Origin of the sequence: Bacillus sp. AR2-1 (assembly GCF_008368755.1) — a bacterium.
Classification (GTDB): Bacteria; Bacillota; Bacilli; order Bacillales; family Bacillaceae_G; genus Bacillus_A; species Bacillus_A wiedmannii.
The window spans coordinates 1-18,321 of sequence record NZ_QORY01000035.1 but is presented as its reverse complement, the minus strand read 5'-3'; the positions used below and the strand labels follow the sequence as shown (position 1 = coordinate 18,321).

General features: G+C 35.5%; 19 protein-coding genes and 2 pseudogenes. 15 read left to right on the top strand and 6 right to left on the bottom strand.

Translation table 11 applies throughout. From position 1 onward, the window contains the following. The first annotated feature begins 2 nt into the window (after positions 1-2). From DT250_RS28740 to DT250_RS32755, 5 genes are all read left to right on the top strand, one after another. On the top strand, positions 3-992 hold the full coding sequence (locus DT250_RS28740) for a lipoate--protein ligase (RefSeq protein ID WP_063261987.1): 990 nt from the start codon (positions 3-5) through the stop codon (positions 990-992). Between the two features lie 170 nt (positions 993-1,162). Beyond that, positions 1,163-1,591 carry a hypothetical protein gene (locus DT250_RS28735; RefSeq protein ID WP_087984688.1) on the top strand — a complete coding sequence of 143 codons (429 nt, stop codon included), beginning with the start codon at positions 1,163-1,165 and terminating at the stop codon, positions 1,589-1,591. 161 nt (positions 1,592-1,752) lie between these two features. Then, complete coding sequence (locus DT250_RS28730; protein ID WP_149214158.1) at positions 1,753-3,285, top strand: fatty acid--CoA ligase family protein; 1,533 nt, start codon at positions 1,753-1,755, stop codon at positions 3,283-3,285. Positions 3,286-3,397: 112 nt separating this feature from the next. Then, complete coding sequence (locus tag DT250_RS28725) at positions 3,398-3,649, top strand: hypothetical protein (RefSeq protein ID WP_149214157.1); 252 nt, start codon at positions 3,398-3,400, stop codon at positions 3,647-3,649. A gap of 188 nt (positions 3,650-3,837) precedes the next feature. Then, positions 3,838-3,918 carry a hypothetical protein gene (locus DT250_RS32755; protein ID WP_370513134.1) on the top strand — a complete coding sequence of 27 codons (81 nt, stop codon included), beginning with the start codon at positions 3,838-3,840 and terminating at the stop codon, positions 3,916-3,918. 152 nt (positions 3,919-4,070) lie between these two features. Here DT250_RS32755 and cytK2 read toward each other — a convergent pair whose 3' ends face one another. Together cytK2 and DT250_RS28710 are read right to left on the bottom strand one after the other, a co-directional pair. Further along, the gene (gene cytK2 / locus DT250_RS28715; RefSeq protein ID WP_149214203.1) at positions 4,071-5,081 is read right to left on the bottom strand and encodes a beta-channel forming cytolysin CytK2; all 1,011 of its coding nucleotides are present in this window, start codon (positions 5,079-5,081) and stop codon (positions 4,071-4,073) included. Between the two features lie 159 nt (positions 5,082-5,240). Beyond that, on the bottom strand, positions 5,241-5,786 hold the full coding sequence (locus tag DT250_RS28710) for a TetR/AcrR family transcriptional regulator (protein WP_149214156.1): 546 nt from the start codon (positions 5,784-5,786) through the stop codon (positions 5,241-5,243). Positions 5,787-6,123: 337 nt separating this feature from the next. Here DT250_RS28710 and DT250_RS28705 point away from each other — a divergent pair, with 337 nt between their 5' ends. Both DT250_RS28705 and DT250_RS28700 read left to right on the top strand, forming a co-directional pair. Beyond that, the gene (locus tag DT250_RS28705; protein WP_149214155.1) at positions 6,124-7,230 is read left to right on the top strand and encodes a metallophosphoesterase; all 1,107 of its coding nucleotides are present in this window, start codon (positions 6,124-6,126) and stop codon (positions 7,228-7,230) included. A gap of 226 nt (positions 7,231-7,456) precedes the next feature. Next, positions 7,457-8,434: an HD domain-containing protein gene (locus tag DT250_RS28700; protein ID WP_149214154.1), complete on the top strand. Its 978-nt coding sequence runs from the start codon at positions 7,457-7,459 to the stop codon at positions 8,432-8,434. A 39-nt stretch (positions 8,435-8,473) separates the two neighbouring features. Here DT250_RS28700 and DT250_RS28695 read toward each other — a convergent pair whose 3' ends face one another. Both DT250_RS28695 and DT250_RS28690 read right to left on the bottom strand, forming a co-directional pair. Then, positions 8,474-9,598, bottom strand: a complete 1,125-nt coding sequence (locus DT250_RS28695) for an anti-sigma factor (protein WP_149214153.1) — start codon at positions 9,596-9,598, stop codon at positions 8,474-8,476. Between the two features lie 5 nt (positions 9,599-9,603). Beyond that, a pseudogene (locus DT250_RS28690) lies at positions 9,604-10,038 on the bottom strand (RNA polymerase sigma factor); the annotation flags it as partial. Positions 10,039-10,377: 339 nt separating this feature from the next. Here DT250_RS28690 and DT250_RS28680 point away from each other — a divergent pair. Further along, the gene (locus DT250_RS28680) at positions 10,378-11,280 is read left to right on the top strand and encodes an AraC family transcriptional regulator (RefSeq protein WP_088082742.1); all 903 of its coding nucleotides are present in this window, start codon (positions 10,378-10,380) and stop codon (positions 11,278-11,280) included. A gap of 283 nt (positions 11,281-11,563) precedes the next feature. After that, the gene (locus tag DT250_RS31905) at positions 11,564-11,716 is read left to right on the top strand and encodes a hypothetical protein (RefSeq protein WP_046956985.1); all 153 of its coding nucleotides are present in this window, start codon (positions 11,564-11,566) and stop codon (positions 11,714-11,716) included. A gap of 343 nt (positions 11,717-12,059) precedes the next feature. Here the strand turns inward: DT250_RS31905 and DT250_RS28675 are convergent, their stop codons facing one another. Continuing rightward, the gene (locus DT250_RS28675; RefSeq protein WP_149214152.1) at positions 12,060-13,802 is read right to left on the bottom strand and encodes a sensor histidine kinase; all 1,743 of its coding nucleotides are present in this window, start codon (positions 13,800-13,802) and stop codon (positions 12,060-12,062) included. Between the two features lie 9 nt (positions 13,803-13,811). Then, positions 13,812-14,516 carry a response regulator transcription factor gene (locus DT250_RS28670; RefSeq protein WP_149214151.1) on the bottom strand — a complete coding sequence of 235 codons (705 nt, stop codon included), beginning with the start codon at positions 14,514-14,516 and terminating at the stop codon, positions 13,812-13,814. Between the two features lie 140 nt (positions 14,517-14,656). Here DT250_RS28670 and DT250_RS28665 point away from each other — a divergent pair, with 140 nt between their 5' ends. From DT250_RS28665 to DT250_RS28640, 6 genes and pseudogenes are all read left to right on the top strand, one after another. Then, a complete protein-coding gene (locus DT250_RS28665; RefSeq protein ID WP_179952874.1) occupies positions 14,657-15,505 on the top strand; it encodes a CPBP family intramembrane glutamic endopeptidase in 849 nt (282 codons plus the stop codon). Position 15,506: 1 nt separating this feature from the next. After that, positions 15,507-15,863, top strand: a pseudogene (locus DT250_RS28660) (hypothetical protein). A gap of 31 nt (positions 15,864-15,894) precedes the next feature. Continuing rightward, the gene (locus tag DT250_RS28655; RefSeq protein WP_088121603.1) at positions 15,895-16,194 is read left to right on the top strand and encodes a hypothetical protein; all 300 of its coding nucleotides are present in this window, start codon (positions 15,895-15,897) and stop codon (positions 16,192-16,194) included. 11 nt (positions 16,195-16,205) lie between these two features. After that, positions 16,206-16,394: a hypothetical protein gene (locus tag DT250_RS28650; RefSeq protein ID WP_149214149.1), complete on the top strand. Its 189-nt coding sequence runs from the start codon at positions 16,206-16,208 to the stop codon at positions 16,392-16,394. A gap of 134 nt (positions 16,395-16,528) precedes the next feature. Beyond that, entirely contained in the window at positions 16,529-17,797 is a 1,269-nt protein-coding gene (locus DT250_RS28645) for a M48 family metallopeptidase (RefSeq protein WP_149214148.1), read from the top strand. Positions 17,798-17,930: 133 nt separating this feature from the next. Beyond that, on the top strand, positions 17,931-18,321 hold a 391-nt coding region (locus tag DT250_RS28640; RefSeq protein WP_179952873.1), incomplete at its 3' end, for an MCP four helix bundle domain-containing protein.

Below are 18,321 nucleotides of genomic sequence, written 5' to 3'. Positions count from 1 at the left end.
CGATGTTATTTATTGATAATAAAGGGATTACAGATCCTAGAATAAACTTAGCAATTGAAGAATATTGTGTGAAGAATTTAGATATTAACGAAACATATTTACTGTTCTACATTAACGAACCTTCCATTATCATTGGTAAAAACCAAAACACAGTAGAAGAAATTAATGCAGATTACGTAAAAGAACAAGGAATTCATGTCGTTCGTCGTCTATCAGGCGGAGGTGCAGTATATCATGATTTAGGAAACTTAAACTTCAGCTTTATTACGAAAGATGATGGAGACAGTTTCAGCAACTTCAAAAAATTTACAGAACCTGTAACGAAAGCGCTTGGTAAATTAGGCGTAAATGCAGAACTAAGTGGTCGTAACGACATTTTAGCTGAAGGCAGAAAAATTTCAGGTAACGCGCAGTTCTCAACGAAAGGTCGTATGTTCAGTCACGGTACGTTACTATTTGACTCTGAAATCGATCACGTCGTATCAGCGTTAAAAGTAAAAATGGATAAGATCCAATCAAAAGGAATCAAATCAATCCGTAGCCGCGTTGCGAACATTACAGAGTTCTTAAACGAAAAAATGACGACAGAAGAGTTTAGACAACTTCTTCTAGAAACAATTTTCGAAGGGGAAACAGAAATTCCGACGTACGAATTAACAGAAAATGATTGGAAAGAGATCCATAAACTTTCTGAAGAACGTTACCAAAATTGGGACTGGAACTACGGAAAATCTCCGAAGTTCAACTTACAACATTCACACCGCTTCCCAGTTGGACAAGTTGACGTTCGTCTTGAAGTGAAAAAAGGAACAGTAACAGAATGTAAAATTTACGGTGACTTCTTCGGTTCACTAGATGTCCATGACATTGAAGAGCGTCTAACAGGCGTACAATTTGATAAAGATGCATTCACTGCAGCTTTAGAAGGCGTAGATATCGTACGCTACTTCGGTAATATAACAACAGAAGATTTCTTACATTTATTCTTCTAAAAATAAGGGAGGCTGCCGTAACGGGCAGCCTCTTTTTTGCGTAGATTGTCACGTTTTATCGGTAAGTCGATATATTTTAAAAATCGCTGATATAATTTCATTCACCATAAAATCACAGGACATTTGCCCCTTATAAAGGAATATATATATTCAAAAGGAGGCGAATTGAAATGAGAAGGGTAATGTACGTTGTATTATTGCTCAGCTTCGTCATCGGAATGACAGCTTGTAACGATGAAACTTCCTCAAGTCGCACACTTTTATCGATTGGAAAGCCAGGGAAGGATAATGTTATATATTTTACGCATACGGATAATAAACGAAAGATAGCTGATATACAAACTATGTTTCAAAATAAGAAATGGAAAAGAAATGAAGCTTTTAGTACGATGAATAAAACGCCAGATCTTGTCTTGTCAATAGATGAGGCCAATACCGGGTTACCGACATTATATGTAACATTGTTTTTTCATGAAAACGGAGCGGATGCAATCAACTTGTATGGGGAGCATACGAGCTTGAATAAAAAGGAACTAGAAAAACTTAGTGAAAAGATGAGTGCATATTATCCTGAAATGATTTTAGCCTTAGTTTCATAATGTGTAGGCGAATAGAATTCCCTTATTTTTCTAAAGTGAATCAACAGGAGGTGATCCTTGTATATGCAGTTAATGGAATATCACTTGCTACTTTAATTTTCTTTTAATATAATTAATTTAGAATTTTTAAATATTCTAAATTTTATAAAGGTGGGGTTTGTGTGAATCTCGTTCAATCTTTGGCTGAAACGGCGAAAAAGAAGGGGGATAAACCGGCTTATATATTTATGGATCAGTCGGTCTCGTATGACCAATTAAACAAAATGGTCACAAGGTTTTCTAGCAATTTAGCAGCGATGGGCATTGGAAAAGGGGACAATGTCGCATTAGTTGTTGGAAATTCACCACATTTTTTGGTCGGTTTATACGGAACAATGAAAGCTGGAGCAACTGTTATTCCAGTTAATCCAATTTATACAGCAGACGAAATGCATTATATTTTACAAAATGGAGATGTAAAAACAATCATCGTACTCGACGTCCTTCTACCTGTTATACAATCTCTTACAACAAGACTTCCTTCACTTGAAAACATCATCATATGCGAAACCTCATCAGATTTTAACTATACAGAAACCGAAAAAATGAAAACGTTTACGAGAATGATAGGGGCTGGAGATTTAACTTTTGAAGGCCCAGAATTAGATGAAGAAGATGTAGCGGTTATTCTATACACTTCAGGTACAACTGGAAAACCGAAAGGTGCGATGTTAACACATAAAAACTTATATAGTAATGCGAGCGATGTGGCGTCGTATTTACAATATACTGCTGATGATCGCGTCGTTGCGGCTTTGCCAATGTTCCATGTATTTTGCTTAACAGTGGCGGTAAATGCACCGATTGTGAACGGAGCAACTATTTTAATGTTACCGAAATTTAGTCCGAAAGAAGTATTCCGTATTTGTCGCACGTACGAGCCAACGATTTTTGCTGGTGTACCGACGATGTACAATTATTTATATTTATTCGAAGAAGCAAGCGCAGAAGATGTGAAGACGCTTCGTCTTTGTATTTCAGGTGGTGCGTCAATGCCAGTTGCTCTTCTGCAAAACTTTGAAAAACGTTTTGACGTAATCGTTTCAGAAGGATACGGTTTATCAGAAGCATCACCAGTTACTTGTTTTAACCCGCTAGATCGTCCGCGTAAACCTGGGTCAATCGGTACAAATATTTGGCATGTAGAAAATAAAATTGTGAACGAACTTGGGGAAGAAGTACCTGTCGGTGCAGTCGGTGAATTAATTGTTCGCGGACCTAACGTTATGAAAGGATACTATAACGCGCCAGAAGATACAGCAGCGACATTGAAAGATGGTTGGCTGTATACAGGTGACTTAGCGAAAATGGATGAAGAAGGTTACTTCTATATCGTTGATCGTAAAAAAGATATCGTCTTAGTTGGCGGTTATAACGTATACCCTCGTGAAGTAGAGGAAGTATTATATACACACGAATCTGTAGCAGAAGTTGTCGTAATTGGCGTTCCTGATGAAAACTTAGGAGAAGCAGTACGAGCATACGTCGTTTTGAAACAAGCTAACGTAACAGAAGAGGAACTTATGTATTATTGCACGTTACATTTAGCAAAATATAAAGTGCCAATGAGTATCGAATTTTTAACAGAATTGCCGAAGAATACGACGGGTAAATTGTTAAGAAGAGCTTTGAGAGAAAAAGCGATGCAAGTATAAAAATAGGGGCAACCATCTTTATGAAGATGGTTGCCTTTGTATTTTTTAGAATTGGTTAAGCTATAACACCATATATTTAAACCGTAATATGACTAATAAGGAGGAGATATACGTGGAGCAAAAGGAATTACGTTTACGGAGAGTTCAATACCTTATTTGTGACATTATGGATGAAATGAACGCTGAAAGTGAGAAGAAAAACTTAGAAATACTGCAGCAAGTAATCGATCATCTTTCAGGTGCGATAGGTGATTTAGTGGATCCATCAAGCTCGTATTCTATGGATTATTTAGAACGGAAAGTTCATACGGCACATTATTTACTGTTTAAAAATGAGCGAAAGGCGTATTTGTGCAAGAAATGATATTTTTTACACTTCATTGATAATTATTATCAATGAAGGGATTGTGTTGCGTATATTCATATAGAAGCAGCTGATACATACGATGTTAATTTTAAAACTTATAAAGAGCAAACAAATGAAAATATGAAACTACTAAAAAATGTGCTGCTTAAAAAAATTATTGGGGTGCGAAGTATGTTAATAGTTTAATTCAAGAAAATATTTCAGTTGGAGCAGATAAGGGCTGGGTTCCAGATGAAGCGGTAAGCCGCGCGGAAGCAGTACAATAACATAATATATTTTATCAGTAGATATTGATTCGGGGGATAAGGATGATTGTGTTACGAAAAAATGAATATTGTATATTTTTACCTAAAAGAAATGAAAAGTTTGCTGTTCACATAAAAAACCGAACCACCATCTAAATAGCGGTTCGGTTTTTTTATTTTTTCTCTACTAACTTTTTATTCTTCCAATCTAGTGTGAATGATTTATTAAATGTTTTTTGATCAACGTCTTTTACGTTGTTTCCAACCCAGTTTGCAGTTCCGAATGTGAAGCCTGGACGAAGTTGGTAGTCGTCAGCGTGTTTTGTATAAGCGACTTGTAAGTTAGATTGGTCTGTATTCTTTTCAGAGATAACAACAGCAATCATACCAGGTGAGAAACCGCTATTTGTTAGTGCTGGAAGTTGATCCATCGGTATTAAATTACCTTTTGCATCAGATTCGTATAGGTATGTGCGGGAGTACATGAACAGTTGGTTTCCATATAAAGAATGGTAGGAATCACGTGTGTAAATACCCCAGTTTTGGTTGTTATATCCGTTAAAGAATACGTTCCATTTTACGTTTTTATTTGTTTGGTCAATTAAGTTTGTTTTATAACTTGTTTGTTTATAGCTTACAGAGTCAGACCAAGTTACTTGACCAGTTGCGCCAGCTTCAGCGCTAGGCCCATTTGGTGTTGCAGAAGCTTTAACAGAACCACCAAGTTGATAAGATACGCTAGAGGTTACAGTCGTTTCTTCTACAGCGTTTGTAGGTGCTACGTTAAAGAAACGAGCGCTGTTATCTTGAAGGTTAAATGCAATATCATACTGTGAAGGATAGCGTAATGTTGCACTAGCGCCAGGGATTAGGTAGTTATCAATAGGCGCACTACTTATAGTAGGATTTGCTTTTAGAAAGCTACCAGTTGTATTAATAACAGCAATCTGTTTATCAGCGCTTGGATCATCAATAAAAGTTACCTTTAAAGACATTGTCATATTATCAGTTTGATCATTATTAAATGTATTATAGCTCGTATGTGTTTTTGCGTTTTGCCCGATATCTGTTACAACTTGTGATGTCGTTTGAGCGTAAGCAGCCGGTGTTGAAAGGGTTAAAGCGCTACTAGCAAAAACAGCGGATAATGCTAAGCATTTTAAATATGTTTTAGAACGTTTCATGCCATCACTTCCTTTTATTTTTTTGTCGATATATGTCGTATTTCGTTTATATCGTAACATGAAAATAAAACGGAAGGGATGCATATGCAGAATTGCATAGTTGAGTTTTGGATTATGAAATTTTATGAATCCTTATCAAGGGAATCGCCGCTGTATTGTTTATATATTCCTCCGCATCAACTCCCCAACCTGCATCGCAACGTACTCAACATCATTATCAATCTCATCCAACACGTAAGATTCCAAAATGCCCATGACAGCTGTTCCTAAAAATTTTAAAACGATGTGTGTATCAATGTTTTTATTTACTGACGTATTTGTGTTTACTTTTTTCTCTAGTTCACCCATGATGAACGTTAGGAACTTCTTTTGAAATGATAATGTGCTGTTGCTTCTAAATAACGATGCGAAAAAGGGTTTATGTTCTTTGAAGTATTCAAACCATATGACAGTTCCTTCTATATAGCCTTTTGTTTGTTTTATATCGCATATTGCTCTTAATTGGTTTAAATGGTCGTCTACAATTTTGTCTAATAAATTGTATTTATCTAGGTAGTGTAGGTAGAAAGTTTTTCTTCCGATGTTTGCTTTTTCTGTAATGTTTTTTACTGTAATTTCGTCAAAGCCATCTTCAATTAACATTTCAATAAATGCGGATTGAATGGCGTTTTGTGATTTTATAATTCTTCTATCGATTTTCTCCATATGATGTTCCTCCATTATTGATACATATATTTCGTTATGTGTGTATTATCACCCAAATGCGTAAATGTGGTCATTGAAACAAGTGGTTGCTCGCTTTATTATAAATATACACGTGAGTATTAACTCTCACAAGTGTAAATTAAAAATAAAGTAAGGGTGGTTTTATAAGTTTCTATAATGAAAATCTGTAAAAGTAGTTTTGTTTTGAATTGCACCTCTAATTGTTAGATTTGCATCTAGCAGTTAGAGGTTTTTATTGTGAAGATTGCTGTGCTTAATATTTACGTTAAACGTGCATAACAAGATATAATAGAAGAAATCAAGAAGGAGGCTGACTGTGAAAAATCTTCGTTATTTCAATATATTTACTATGTTAATTGTATACACACTACTCATGTTTTACATCGGCTGGAACGGTTGGGTTTGGCTTCATGCGCTGTTTGGCTGGGAATCTTGGGGATATTACGCTTTCGTAGTCGGATTTATTTCATATGCGTACATTCTCGTGCAAGTGTTTAAGTTTCTGCCATTTCTACGAACGATAGGTTCGATTTGGTTTGCGGTCATACAATATGCGCTTATGCTGTTGCCGTTAGCAAATATTACGGTCTTTCTTTTACAGTTTTCAGTGGAGAAAGAAGCGGCAATTATTTGGACAGGAACGGCCGTGTTACTTGCGTTTATCTTTATTTTTGCATATGGGGTATTCAACGCATATAGCCCAGTAGTTAGAAAGTACGAGGTGCACATACCGAAAAAAGTAGAGGGACGTAAAAGCTTACGCATTGCGATGGCTTCTGATATGCATTTCGGTAAATTATCTGGCGTTTCGCATTTAAAAAGACTTGTCCGTCATGTAAATGAGATGGAGCCTGATATTATTTTACTGCCAGGTGATATTATCGATGATCATCCAGGTGTGTTCATTCAAAAAAATATGGGACCAATTATGAAACAAATGAAAGCGCCATTAGGCGTATATGGTGTGTTAGGAAACCACGAATATTACGGACGAGCGGTTCCTGAATTTTTACAAGAGATGGATAAGATTGATATTCGTATTCTGTTAGATGAAGTGATTACAATTGAAGATCATTTTTATCTCGTTGGAAGAAGAGATAAAACAGAGCGAGATCGCCAAAGCTTTGAAAATCTAATGAGTACGGTAAATAAATCTATGCCAGTAATTGCAATGGATCACCAACCATTCGAGTTGAAACAAGCAGCGGAGGCTGGCGTCGATTTACTACTATCCGGCCACACGCACCGCGGACAAATGGCGCCGAATCATATTGTAACGAGAAGAATGTACGAACTAGACTGGGGATACGCACAAAAAGGTGCATTCCACGCGATTGTTTCTTCTGGTTTCGGATTCTGGGGACCACCGCTTCGACTTGGAAGTAGATCAGAGATTGTACAGGTGGAAGTTACGTTTGAATAGGTGTATAAAATAGAGAGCGAATTGCTCTCTATTTTTTTAAATAAAAAAAGGCTCCACATAAGGAGCGCTCAATAAAAACAAATGAATAAAAAGAAATAACAGACACGTATAATATACAATACTGATAATTTTGTATCAGTATATTAGGATTTAATATTTATGTTGATGTCGATTTTATAAAAAAGGTACGATTAAAAGACGTTGCTGGAATAAAGGGGGATTATAAGTGGTTATATCAGATGTTATATACGGTGAATTTAAAGTGGATCAAGTGTTAGAAGAATTAATTTTAAGTAAGTCTGTGCAAAGGCTGAAAGGTATTCATCAAGCCGGCGCAAGTTATTTAGTGAACGAGAAATGGAATGTAACACGCTTTGATCATTCAGTTGGCGTTATGTTATTAGTGAAAAAACTTGGTGGTTCAGTAGAAGAACAAATTGCAGGTTTACTGCATGACGTATCACATACTGCTTTTTCACACGTGATTGATTACGTTTTTCATAATGAGGGTGAAAGTTATCATGAAGAGATATTTAGTTCCGTCGTGAAAAACTCAGAAATTCCAGCGATTCTTTCAAAGTATGGTTATAACTATGAAGACATTTTGTTAGATGATTCGAAGTGGACATTACTGGAAAGATCAGCACCAGAATTATGTGCAGACAGAGTGGATTATACGTTACGAGATATGTATACATATGGGTATATTTCTTTAGAAGAAGTTCACAGTTTTTTAGAGGATGTCATTGCTGTAGATGGGAAAATGGTTCTTCAAAGTGTCGAAATGGCAGAGTGGTTTACAAAGACGTATTACAAAGAAGTAATCGATTTCTTTATGAAACCAATGAATATTTACGGAAATGATATGTTAGCGAAAACGTTAAAGTTAGCTCTTCATAAAACGATTATTCATACAGATGATTTTCTTCTTGAAGATGATGAGCTTATTTCGAAATTGCAGCAATGTAATGATTCAGAAGTACATGCTTTATTAAGAAAAGTTCATCCGAATGTAAAAGTAAAAGAAGATAGAAACGATTATGATTTGTATCAGAAAAATAAAGTGCGTCTTATTGATCCTCCATTACTTCGTGAAGGGGAAGTTGTTCCAGCGTCTGTCGTGTCAGAAAACATAAAACAGATGAGCGAGATCGTTTATGAAAAAGCGGTGAGAGGGATGTATGTGAAAGTGATTTCGGATTAAAAAGGAGAGCATCCAGAAGTGATGCTCTCCTTTTTCTCATTAATAATCAAACCAATTCCAAACCTCAATATCCCCAAGAGTCGCATAACGAACGTGCGGTGAGTTTTGTAATTTTAATAACTCTTTTGACGGGCCAGTAATGACAATGCCGTATACTTTTACACCGTTATCTTTTACATACTGATAGCGCTTATCTAAGTTCAGATCTTTTTCAGGAGTCCAAGTCGTTTTACTTACAGTTTCTTTATTTATCGAAAGAATACGCATCATTTCGATTACTTCATCTTCTTTTGTTTTCGGTTGCTCTGCTTCACTATCAGGAAGATTTATATGTTCTCGAAATCCGATAATTTCTCCGCTATGCAAGAGAAAATCTTCTTCATTTATTCTTTCTTGTCCTGTGTCTAAAGCGTACCATACAGGAATTGGCGGCATTTCTTGTGCTTCAAATGCGCTATATAGAATCGATTCGACTTCTTGTAAAGTGTAAACTTTATCGAAGGATATCGCTAATTCTGCAACGGTTCCCTCATGAATCTTTCCAAGTGTATCCCAAACTTTTTTAGATGAGTTTTTCAACTGATCATCTTGCGTGATTTTTGGGTGAACAAAGGAAAGTTTTTTTGAATAAGCTCTGTTTGCCCAAGATTGATTTGTGACAGTTACAGATGATAAGAAACTACTCATTGTTACTGTACCAATTGGAAATCCTTTTTTGCCGATTGTTTTATATAAATTCATTTCAGTTTCTGTAAGGAAGAAGGGTTTAACCTTCGTATTTCCTCCAGCGGAACGACTATTCGGCATTGTTGCTTCTAGTGCGAGTGCTGGAATCTCATCCACTTTCCGGAAGTTTTCCATTTCGTTCGAATAGAAGTAAAAGGAAGATGCAAAATGACCAACAAAATAGATTGCTATACAAACAGCAAGGACAAAACTAAAGGTTTGCCAACGCTGTTTCCATTTTATTTTCCAAAACGGGACTTTCAGATTTTGTGGTGGTAACCTTTTCTTTATTGGTTCACTCTTTGAAAGCAACTCATTTAAGTAAGCGACACACTCTTCACATGTTTCAATATGACTTTCTAACTCTTCCTGTTCATCATGCGTGAGCGTTCCATTTTCGTACTTCTTCCATAGTTTTTTAAATTCTGTACAACCCATCCTTATCACTCCTTTATGCTTTTCGTTTCTTTTCGTCCTCGGTGTAATTCAATTTTCACCTTCGCTAGTGAGAGACCAGTCATCTCGGCTATCTCCTTATATGAGAATCCGTAGTAATCTCGTAGTAGTAGGACATTTCGTCTTTCAAGGGGAAGCGAAGATAAACTGTCTAACCAACGAGCAATCTCATGTTTTACAAAATAAGAGTGCTCTGTACTTGGCACATTTGGTAAATGGAATTCTTCAACTGTCGTTGTTTTATATCTGTTTTCTTTTCGATACCAATCGATAAAGGCGTTGTAGGCAATTGTAAATAACCAAGGCCTAATTTCTTCTCCTTTATAATAGTCAATATGGACGAGCATTCGGTAAAACGTTTCTTGAATGAGATCTTCCGCATAGTGGGAATCTCCGGTTAGGGAGAGAAGATAGCGAAATAAAGTGAAACTTTAATCAGTGGGGGTTTTCTTCATCCCCCACTGATTATTAGTTGAACCAATCGGACTTTTATGGGCAGTTGATCCCCACTTAAATTCTTTGCTTTCGCTGCATTTTGAGGTGGGGGTCTTACTGCCCATTAAAGTGGGATAAATCTTGCATATGTTCGGAGTAAATGTCTTCTAATGATTGTTTGCGTTTCACTACATTTCCCTCCCTTCATACATAACAACGAAATACATATAAAAAAGTTACATTTGTTTTTAAAAATATAGTAAAAAACGTCAAGAATTGGATAGGATTCTCTTTTATCATAATACATATAAGGCGGGTGAACAGAGATGGAAAGCTATGAAACACAAATTCAAAGGTCAATTGATTATATTGAGGAAGATGTAATGGAAAAACAGACGCTGCGTAATTTAGCACGCATTGCAGGTTTTTCTGAGTCGCATTTTCATCGTGTATTTCAGGCGTTAGTAGGTGATACAGTAATGGAGTATGTTCGAAAGAGGAGGTTAGCCCGGGCAGCTTATCAACTTTCTCATACGGATGAAAAAGTTATTGATATCGCATTTGAGCATGGCTTTCAATCTCACGAAACGTTCACGAGAGCCTTTAAAAAAATATTTCAAATGACACCGAGTGAATATCGAAAACAAGAAATTGAAACACCAATGTATTGCAGCGTGAATGTAAAACAAAGAAAATTAAATCCGTATTTAGGAGGCATACAAATGGAATATCGTATTGTAAATAAACCAGAATTTTTAATGGCGGGCTATGAACTGAAGACGACAAGTAAAGAAGGGAAAAACCATCAAGACATCCCAGCATTTTGGCAAGAATATTTACAGAAAGATCTTGGAACAACGATTCCGAATCGTAAGGATACGAGCCAATGGGTAGAGCTTGGATTATGTACTGATTTTAATTTAGAAACAGGCGACTTCACTTATATTATCGGAATGGAAGTTACAGGGTTTGAAAATGTGCCAAATGAAGTTGCGAAGCGTACTTTCCCAGCAGCGACATATGCTGTATTTACAACGCCGAAAGTTCCTCATGAAGAAATGGTATCGTCTATTCACCAAACGTGGAATGCAGTGTTCTCAGAATGGTTCCCGCATTCAGGATATGAACATTGCGGCGTTAATGAGTTTGAACTATACGATGAGCGTTCCCATGCAGATAAAAGTGAGTTCGCTCAAATTGAACTTTGGATACCGGTGAAGAAGAAGTAATAGAAAGAAAAGCGAGCCACTGAGTGGTTCGCTTTTTTATAAAGAGGGAAATGGAAAGAGGTTCAAAAAATTAGAATGTGTTTGTATTGGTAGGGAAATAGCTAAAATATGGAGATGACCTTTCATAGTGAGTTGTGAAAGGTTATTTTTACGAGTGGATTGTTAAATTTGTATTGCCTCATCTGTAATACATTTAAAAATGATAAAATAAAGTAGCAATTAAATATTGCGGGTGGAAGGTTATGCCCTTTCTTCATTTTGTGGAGAAAGGAGGTGTAATCGTATGGAATTTCTTTTGCAAATTTTGTTGGAAATCACAAAAACTATAGCTAGAGAAGGTATAGTTATGGGATTTAAGAAATTAACGACAAAAAGGCGCAAAAAGAAGACCACCCGTCTGCCTGCGAAGCGTGGGAAGTCTTCTAAGCGCAAATAAGCTTTAGTTGCAACCTTCCACCTTGCGGTAATTAGTTGCAGTGACGGGGTGTTGGAAGCACCTCGTCTACTTCATTTTATGCAAAACTTAGTTAGTTTATACTTCTATTTATAGTATAACAGTTTAGAAATGTATTTGTTAATAGTTTTATTTTTACTTTGTATAGTAGGAGAAGTAGACTGGTATTGTTGGTTTTTGTCGACAAATCGATATATCTTGAAAATCGCTGATATAATTTCATGTACCGTTGAACTATCGCAATAAGCAAGAATAAAAGGCGAATAACATAATTCCATTTACCGAAGAACTCCCCCAAAAGAAAAGACGCCACATAGCGCCCTTCCTACGAACGAAACGGAAACACAAGTACAATCGTCGTTCCTTTTCCAAGTTCGCTATCAATAGAAATCGTTCCGTTATGAGCATGAACGAGCTGTTTCGTAATAGCGAGGCCAAGTCCAGTTCCGATGTTGCTTTCTTCTGTATTTGTTCCTCTGTAATAGCGCTCAAAGAGAAGCTCTTTCGTTTTGTCATCCATTCCTTTTCCATTATCTGAAATAGAGAGTGTAAATGAAGTAGCGTTTTGGGAAAGTTTTACGCTGACATTTGTCGTTTCATTATTATGTTTTACAGCGTTTACGAGTAAGTTTTCGATAATACGCTGGAACCATTTTTCTTCAATGAAATATTGAATTTTATTTGAGCTCGGTACGAATTCAATATTTTGATTTTGAAGTGTCGGATTATTAATGAATTGTAATAATACTTTTTGGACGAATTGATTCATTTCAATGTTTACGTGCTGCGCAGGAAGACTGTTATTTTTTAATTGATACGTTAAGCTTAAGTCATCGATTAATGTCGTCATATATTGAGATTTCTCTTTCATAACGCTGCCGAATTGTTGAATGTCGCGATCAGTCCAGTTGTACTGCTTTGATTCTAGTAATAATGCGTAGCCATATATAGAACTTAGTGGCGTTTTTAAATCATGTGTGAGACCGGTAATCCATTCTTCACGTGTTTGCTGCAGTACTTGCCTCATCGCATCATTTTTTTTGAGTGTAATAGAAAGGTGCTCTAGTGAATTTGTCACATCACTAAATAAGCGGAATGACCATTTTTCTTTACCAGATCGCCGGAACCTGACAGGTTTCCCTTTTTTACTAACAGGTTCTTCGTACTTTCCACCAGCGATGTTTTTAAGCCAGCGCATCGCATGGAGTAACGGTTTTCCAAATTTATTACCGTACCAAATAGAAAGAATGACTAAATAAACAAATACGATAAGAAGGATTAACCCGCATCCGATTAGAAACTTTTTAGCAAATACATCGTCTATTTCATCATCTGGGTAGTAGTGCTCATTTTTTGCAGTTATAACGAGAAGGTGATTGCTATTTGTATCGTAAAAGCTAGACGTGTTTTCTTTATGATTCCACGGTTCTTTTGCGTTAAGAGTAGCTTGTATGGCAGAAAACGTTTTTTTCTTTTCATTTGGATAGGAGAATACTTCTTCGCCGACACTATTAAAGATTTGAAGCGTTGCTTTTTCTTTAGAAAGTAACTGTTTTTCTTCTTCTGTTAATGTGAACGTATCCGTAGATACAGAAGGGTGCTCTTTCTGTATCGTTTTCAGTAATAGATTGCTTTTTACCGTACCGCCGTAAATAACAAGTACGTTCTTTTCTTCTAATTCAATTTCCCAATATGTAAACGTATAAGGGCTTTCTATGTGATTCTGTATATAAGAGAATAATGATGTTTCCGTATAAGATGTTGGCACGTCACTAGGCGTATTAAAGTGATAGAGAACTTTTCCGTCTTCCTCTACAACTTGAATCCAATCATTTTTCTCTTTAATTAAGTCTTTTACTTCAGCCTTTAACGAAATATCGCCATCTTCTGAAGAGATATATCTGGAAATCGTAAAATTATCAGAATCTGGAATGTTCGGTTCGTATGAAGTACTAGTAACTAGAAAAAATAAATAAGTGAAAGCCGCTACTACAGCAATCAATAATGTAACTAAAACAAATACGTGTTGCATGATAAACTGGATAATAAGTCGTTTATTAAAGTTCATATCTTCACCCTACTTTGTAATGAACTTATAGCCAAGTCCGCGAACGGTTTTTATATATTCTGGTTTACTTGGGTCTTGTTCAATTTTTTCACGTAGTTTTCGAATGTGGACCATAACGGTATTGTCATCGCCATTGTAGGCAGGTGCTCCCCAAACTTTTTCGTATATTTCTTCTTTCGAAAATACGTAGTTCGGATTCTCGCAAAAGAAGAGTAATAGCTGAAATAGCTGGGCGGAACATTCGATAACATGTCCACCTACTGTAAGTTCTGCGGAATATCGATCAATTTCAAATCTACCAAATGAACTGGAGTGTGCTTTTTGTTCGTGTGGTACTGCTTGTTTCATATGTCTTCGGAGTTGTGCTTTCATACGAGCTACTACTTCAAGTGGGTTAAATGGCTTCGTAATATAATCATCTGCACCGTGTGAAAATCCAGATATTTTATCTACATCAGATGTTTTAGCTGTGAGGAAGAAGATAGGGCAATCTGTTTTTTGGCGAATGATTGGACAAATATCAAAACCAGATTGTCCAGGAAGCATGACATCTAAAATAATCAAATCGTAATCGTTTTGCTGCGTGAGAGATAACGCTATCTCAGCTGATGTTGCAGTTGTAATATGAGAAAAACCTTCTTTTTCAAGAATGGTAGTTAGTAATTGTAAAATTGCTGTTTCATCATCAACGAGCAAAATATTTGCTTCATACATAAAAATCCCTCCTAATTTCCTCGAATATCATATCATTTTTCGGTAACTTATGGAATTTTTAAGGAAATTTTAAGGTTTTCTTTCGCAAAAAATTAAGAATCAAATGATATGATAAAAGTAACATAGGGGAGGAGATGAGTGTGAATCCGTTTCAAACGATGCGAGTTAGGTATTTTTTAATTGTATTTGCACTATTAACTTTAGTTGCAAGGGTCAGTAATGAATTGATAGAAAATACATTTCATATGCAAAATTCTACTTTTATAAATATTCTTATATTCTATATCCTTCCGATTACATGGATTTTTTTTGAGTATAGAAAACACCGTGTTTCATTTTCATTATTTATTAATAAAAATGAAACATTTAACCTGGTGCAAGTTTTATACATTGCACTTATGTTAGCCGTGTTTAGTTATGGATATCTTATTTTGTACATGTATAGTTTTGCATGGATTACACCCGAATTTATTATGAACGCGTTACGTGAACCGGTTATTGATAGCACAGGGGGATATGTATATCAAATTATTATGGTCGTGTTCATCGCACCAATTATTGGTGAATTTGTTTTTCGCGGATTTTTACTGCAACGTTTCGCCGCAAAATGGGGAACGAGTATAGCGATCATTGTAGTAGCGATGTTGTTTGCGTTGTTACACGTTGATTTCCTAGGCGCAGTTGTATTTAGTGTTGTACTATCAATCGTATATATTCGTACGAATAGTTTACTTATGCCAATTGCTATTCACATGTTAAACAATGCATTTGTAATCGGCGTTTCTTTTCTAGTAAATAAAGAAGAGATAATAAGTCTTGCAGATTTCTCAAATTATACGACGTTCTTTCCAGGACTTATTATTTTTATAACAGGATTAAACTTAGTACTCATCTTTTTATTTGTTAACCGCAAATATTGGAGTAAAGAAATGCCAGCTATATATGTAGAGCAGGAAAAGAGTTTTTCAGACGTAGTGGGGAGCAAATGAGATGAAGAAGACGATTGAAAAAATATTGAAAGACATTATAGATGCTACGTCTATTACAGATATGTGTGATAAAAGCGTTTGTCATTGGGTGCAACCTGTAGTAGATACGATTGTGTTTCCAGAGTAGTACTTATTTTCTAGTACTCATTTAAAAGAAAATATTATTTCTCTTCTTATTGTGTTAGGGGTTTTAATAGTATTTGGTCTAATTGTAGAAGAAATGATGAAGCGCATCTTCAGAAGAAATGAAGAGAAGTATATGTGGGTTCATAAAGTATTCGAGAAAGTAATAGTGGCTTTCCTTTTGTTTTATAGTATGAAAACAATCATTTACTTTATAGCTTTGAAACATCATTAATTCGAAATTTGAAAGGGATGTATAAAATTATATGAATGAAACAATATCATCAAATAAGTTTTTTTATTTGATTTTGCTTAGTATTGTGCTGATAACGACAGTCAATGTTATTCTTCGCTGGGAGGAAGCTTATTTCTTTATGTATTTAGCGCTCCATTTGTTAGGGATATTATGTATAAGTGGCGGAGTAGTTGCTGAAAAAAAGAGTGAAGAAAGCATTAATTATATGTGTGTGACCGGTCTTATTTTACTTTTAGCTGTACAAGGTATTATGAAATATAGTTCTTTTTCTTTACAAGATTTTAGTTTATTAGTGGATGTACTTCCTTAAGGGGACACGTTATGTTATCTAAGAAGCAAATAGGATACGTACTAGTTTTAATTGGATTTTTTACGCTTATTGTAACGACTTTATTTTTTCAGGACTATGAATATATACGCTATATAAAAGGCGCTTGTTTAATATGTTGGGTTGTAAGTACGTTTCTTATCCCAGAGTATGAACCGAAGAAAGTGTCTAAAGGTAGGTAAAACTCTTCTATTTGTAGAAGAGTTTTTTTATGTAAATAAAAGGATCTCGAGCAATTCGCGTAATAAGCTTGTTCTAATTTAGCATGTACGAACTTACAATAATAATAGACAGGCAGCATAGAGGAGGGAATAGCGTGAGGAAGGTTATTGGGTGGTCGCTTTTTTTGTACGTTGGGTTTGCGTTGCTTATATATTGGTATTTATTTGGATGGAATCATGAACTGATTCCGGACATGTATAAAGGAACGAGTGCAGATCCAGAAACGTTTATGAATGCAAGAGAGCTTACGCTAAGCCAAGATTATTCGCGCGTGAAAAATTTACTTTACTTTTTAGCGACGCCTCTAGAATGGATTATATTATTATTTGTACTTGTGCTCGGTGTTTCAAGAAAGTTTGAGAAATGGTCGAAGGAAACGACGAAAATAAGTGTCCTGCAAGTTGCGATTTATTTCTTTTATTTATCACTACTCACAACAGTTCTTGCTCTGCCGATGCAATGGATTGGCAGAAAAGTGTCCGTTGATTACGGCATTTCAACGCAAAGTACACAAAGCTGGATAAAAGATCACGTTATCGATTTTTGGGTGAATTATGCGACGATGTTACTCATTGTTACTGTTTTGTTATGGCTTATTCGTAAATTCCCGAAGCGATGGTGGCTAGCAGGATGGGCGCTCTCTGTTCCATTTACAATCTTTTTAACATTTGTGCAGCCAGTCGTTATTGACCCGCTTTATAATGACTTCTCGACGCTACAAAATAAAGAATTAGAAACAAAAATTTTAGCACTTGCAGATAAAGCTGATATTCCATCTGAACACGTATATGAAGTGAATATGTCAGAAAAAACGAATGCGTTAAATGCATACGTAACAGGACTTGGAAAAAATCTTCGTATTGTAATGTGGGATACAACGCTTAAGCAATTAAAAGATAAAGAGATTTTATTTATAATGGCCCACGAGATGGGGCATTATGTTATGAAACATATATATTGGGGCGTTGCGAGTTATGTATTGCTATCGTTTATAGGGATGTATCTCATTAGTCGTATTATAAATATGTGTATTCGAAAATGGGGGAATACGCTGCAAATTTCAAAAACAGCATGTTTTTCAATTTTACCTTTATTTTTCTTAATTTCTTCTGTACTCTCTTTTGCATCACAGCCAGCAACAAACTATGTTTCTCGTATAGAAGAGCGAGCGGCAGATCAATATGCTTTAGACATGACGAAAGACGGGAAATCTGGTGTAAAAACGTTTCAATATTTATCAAAAACGAGTTTAAGCCAAGTAAATCCGCCTGCGTTAGTGAAGTTTTTCTTATACACACATCCACCAATTTTCGAAAGAATTCATACGTTTGAACAATATGAGAAACAAAGCAAAAAGAAGTAGCGATTATGCTACTTCTTTTTTAGAGATATAAGTTTTATATTGGGAATATTTATCATTGCTTTTTATTGCGATTTTGTGAATAATAAGCTATAAAATTCTAAAAATCTATATATAAAGGAATAAAGGTGAAAAAATGTATTTTTTAAAAAATTTAAAAGTGAAATATAAATTATTATCGCTTATTTCATTAGCAGTATTGAGCATGGTAATTATGAGCTACGTAGCAATTAATTCTATTAATAAGATTAAGCATGATACAGAGGTTGTAGTAGATGATTATCAACATTCTGTAGTTTTATTAGAAGGAATGCTTCGTACACAAAATTCACTAGAGTATAACTTACTAGAATTAATTACAGCGTCACCAAATGAGGGGACAAATAAAGAGGGGATTATTGGTAATATTGAAAAGGATCTTGAAAAATATGATTCTTTATTAAAAGAATATGATGATGGCTTCAATTTAAGTATGCAAGAGGATGAGCTGTTTCAGAAGATGAAGGAATCTTTGCCAAGTTATATGG

What these genes read in the sequence shown, in the direction of transcription:
- DT250_RS28655 (WP_088121603.1), top strand. Translation starts at nt 15,895, where the DNA reads ATGAATGAAACAATATCATCAAATAAGTTTTTTTATTTGATTTTGCTT.
- DT250_RS28680 (WP_088082742.1), top strand. Translation starts at nt 10,378, where the DNA reads ATGGAAAGCTATGAAACACAAATTCAAAGGTCAATTGATTATATTGAG.
- DT250_RS31905 (WP_046956985.1), top strand. Translation starts at nt 11,564, where the DNA reads ATGGAATTTCTTTTGCAAATTTTGTTGGAAATCACAAAAACTATAGCT.
- DT250_RS28710 (WP_149214156.1), bottom strand. Translation starts at nt 5,786, where the DNA reads ATGGAGAAAATCGATAGAAGAATTATAAAATCACAAAACGCCATTCAA.
- DT250_RS28650 (WP_149214149.1), top strand. Translation starts at nt 16,206, where the DNA reads ATGTTATCTAAGAAGCAAATAGGATACGTACTAGTTTTAATTGGATTT.
- DT250_RS28670 (WP_149214151.1), bottom strand. Translation starts at nt 14,516, where the DNA reads ATGTATGAAGCAAATATTTTGCTCGTTGATGATGAAACAGCAATTTTA.
- cytK2 (WP_149214203.1), bottom strand. Translation starts at nt 5,081, where the DNA reads ATGAAACGTTCTAAAACATATTTAAAATGCTTAGCATTATCCGCTGTT.
- DT250_RS28675 (WP_149214152.1), bottom strand. Translation starts at nt 13,802, where the DNA reads ATGAACTTTAATAAACGACTTATTATCCAGTTTATCATGCAACACGTA.
- DT250_RS28735 (WP_087984688.1), top strand. Translation starts at nt 1,163, where the DNA reads ATGAGAAGGGTAATGTACGTTGTATTATTGCTCAGCTTCGTCATCGGA.
- DT250_RS28695 (WP_149214153.1), bottom strand. Translation starts at nt 9,598, where the DNA reads ATGGGTTGTACAGAATTTAAAAAACTATGGAAGAAGTACGAAAATGGA.
- DT250_RS28740 (WP_063261987.1), top strand. Translation starts at nt 3, where the DNA reads ATGTTATTTATTGATAATAAAGGGATTACAGATCCTAGAATAAACTTA.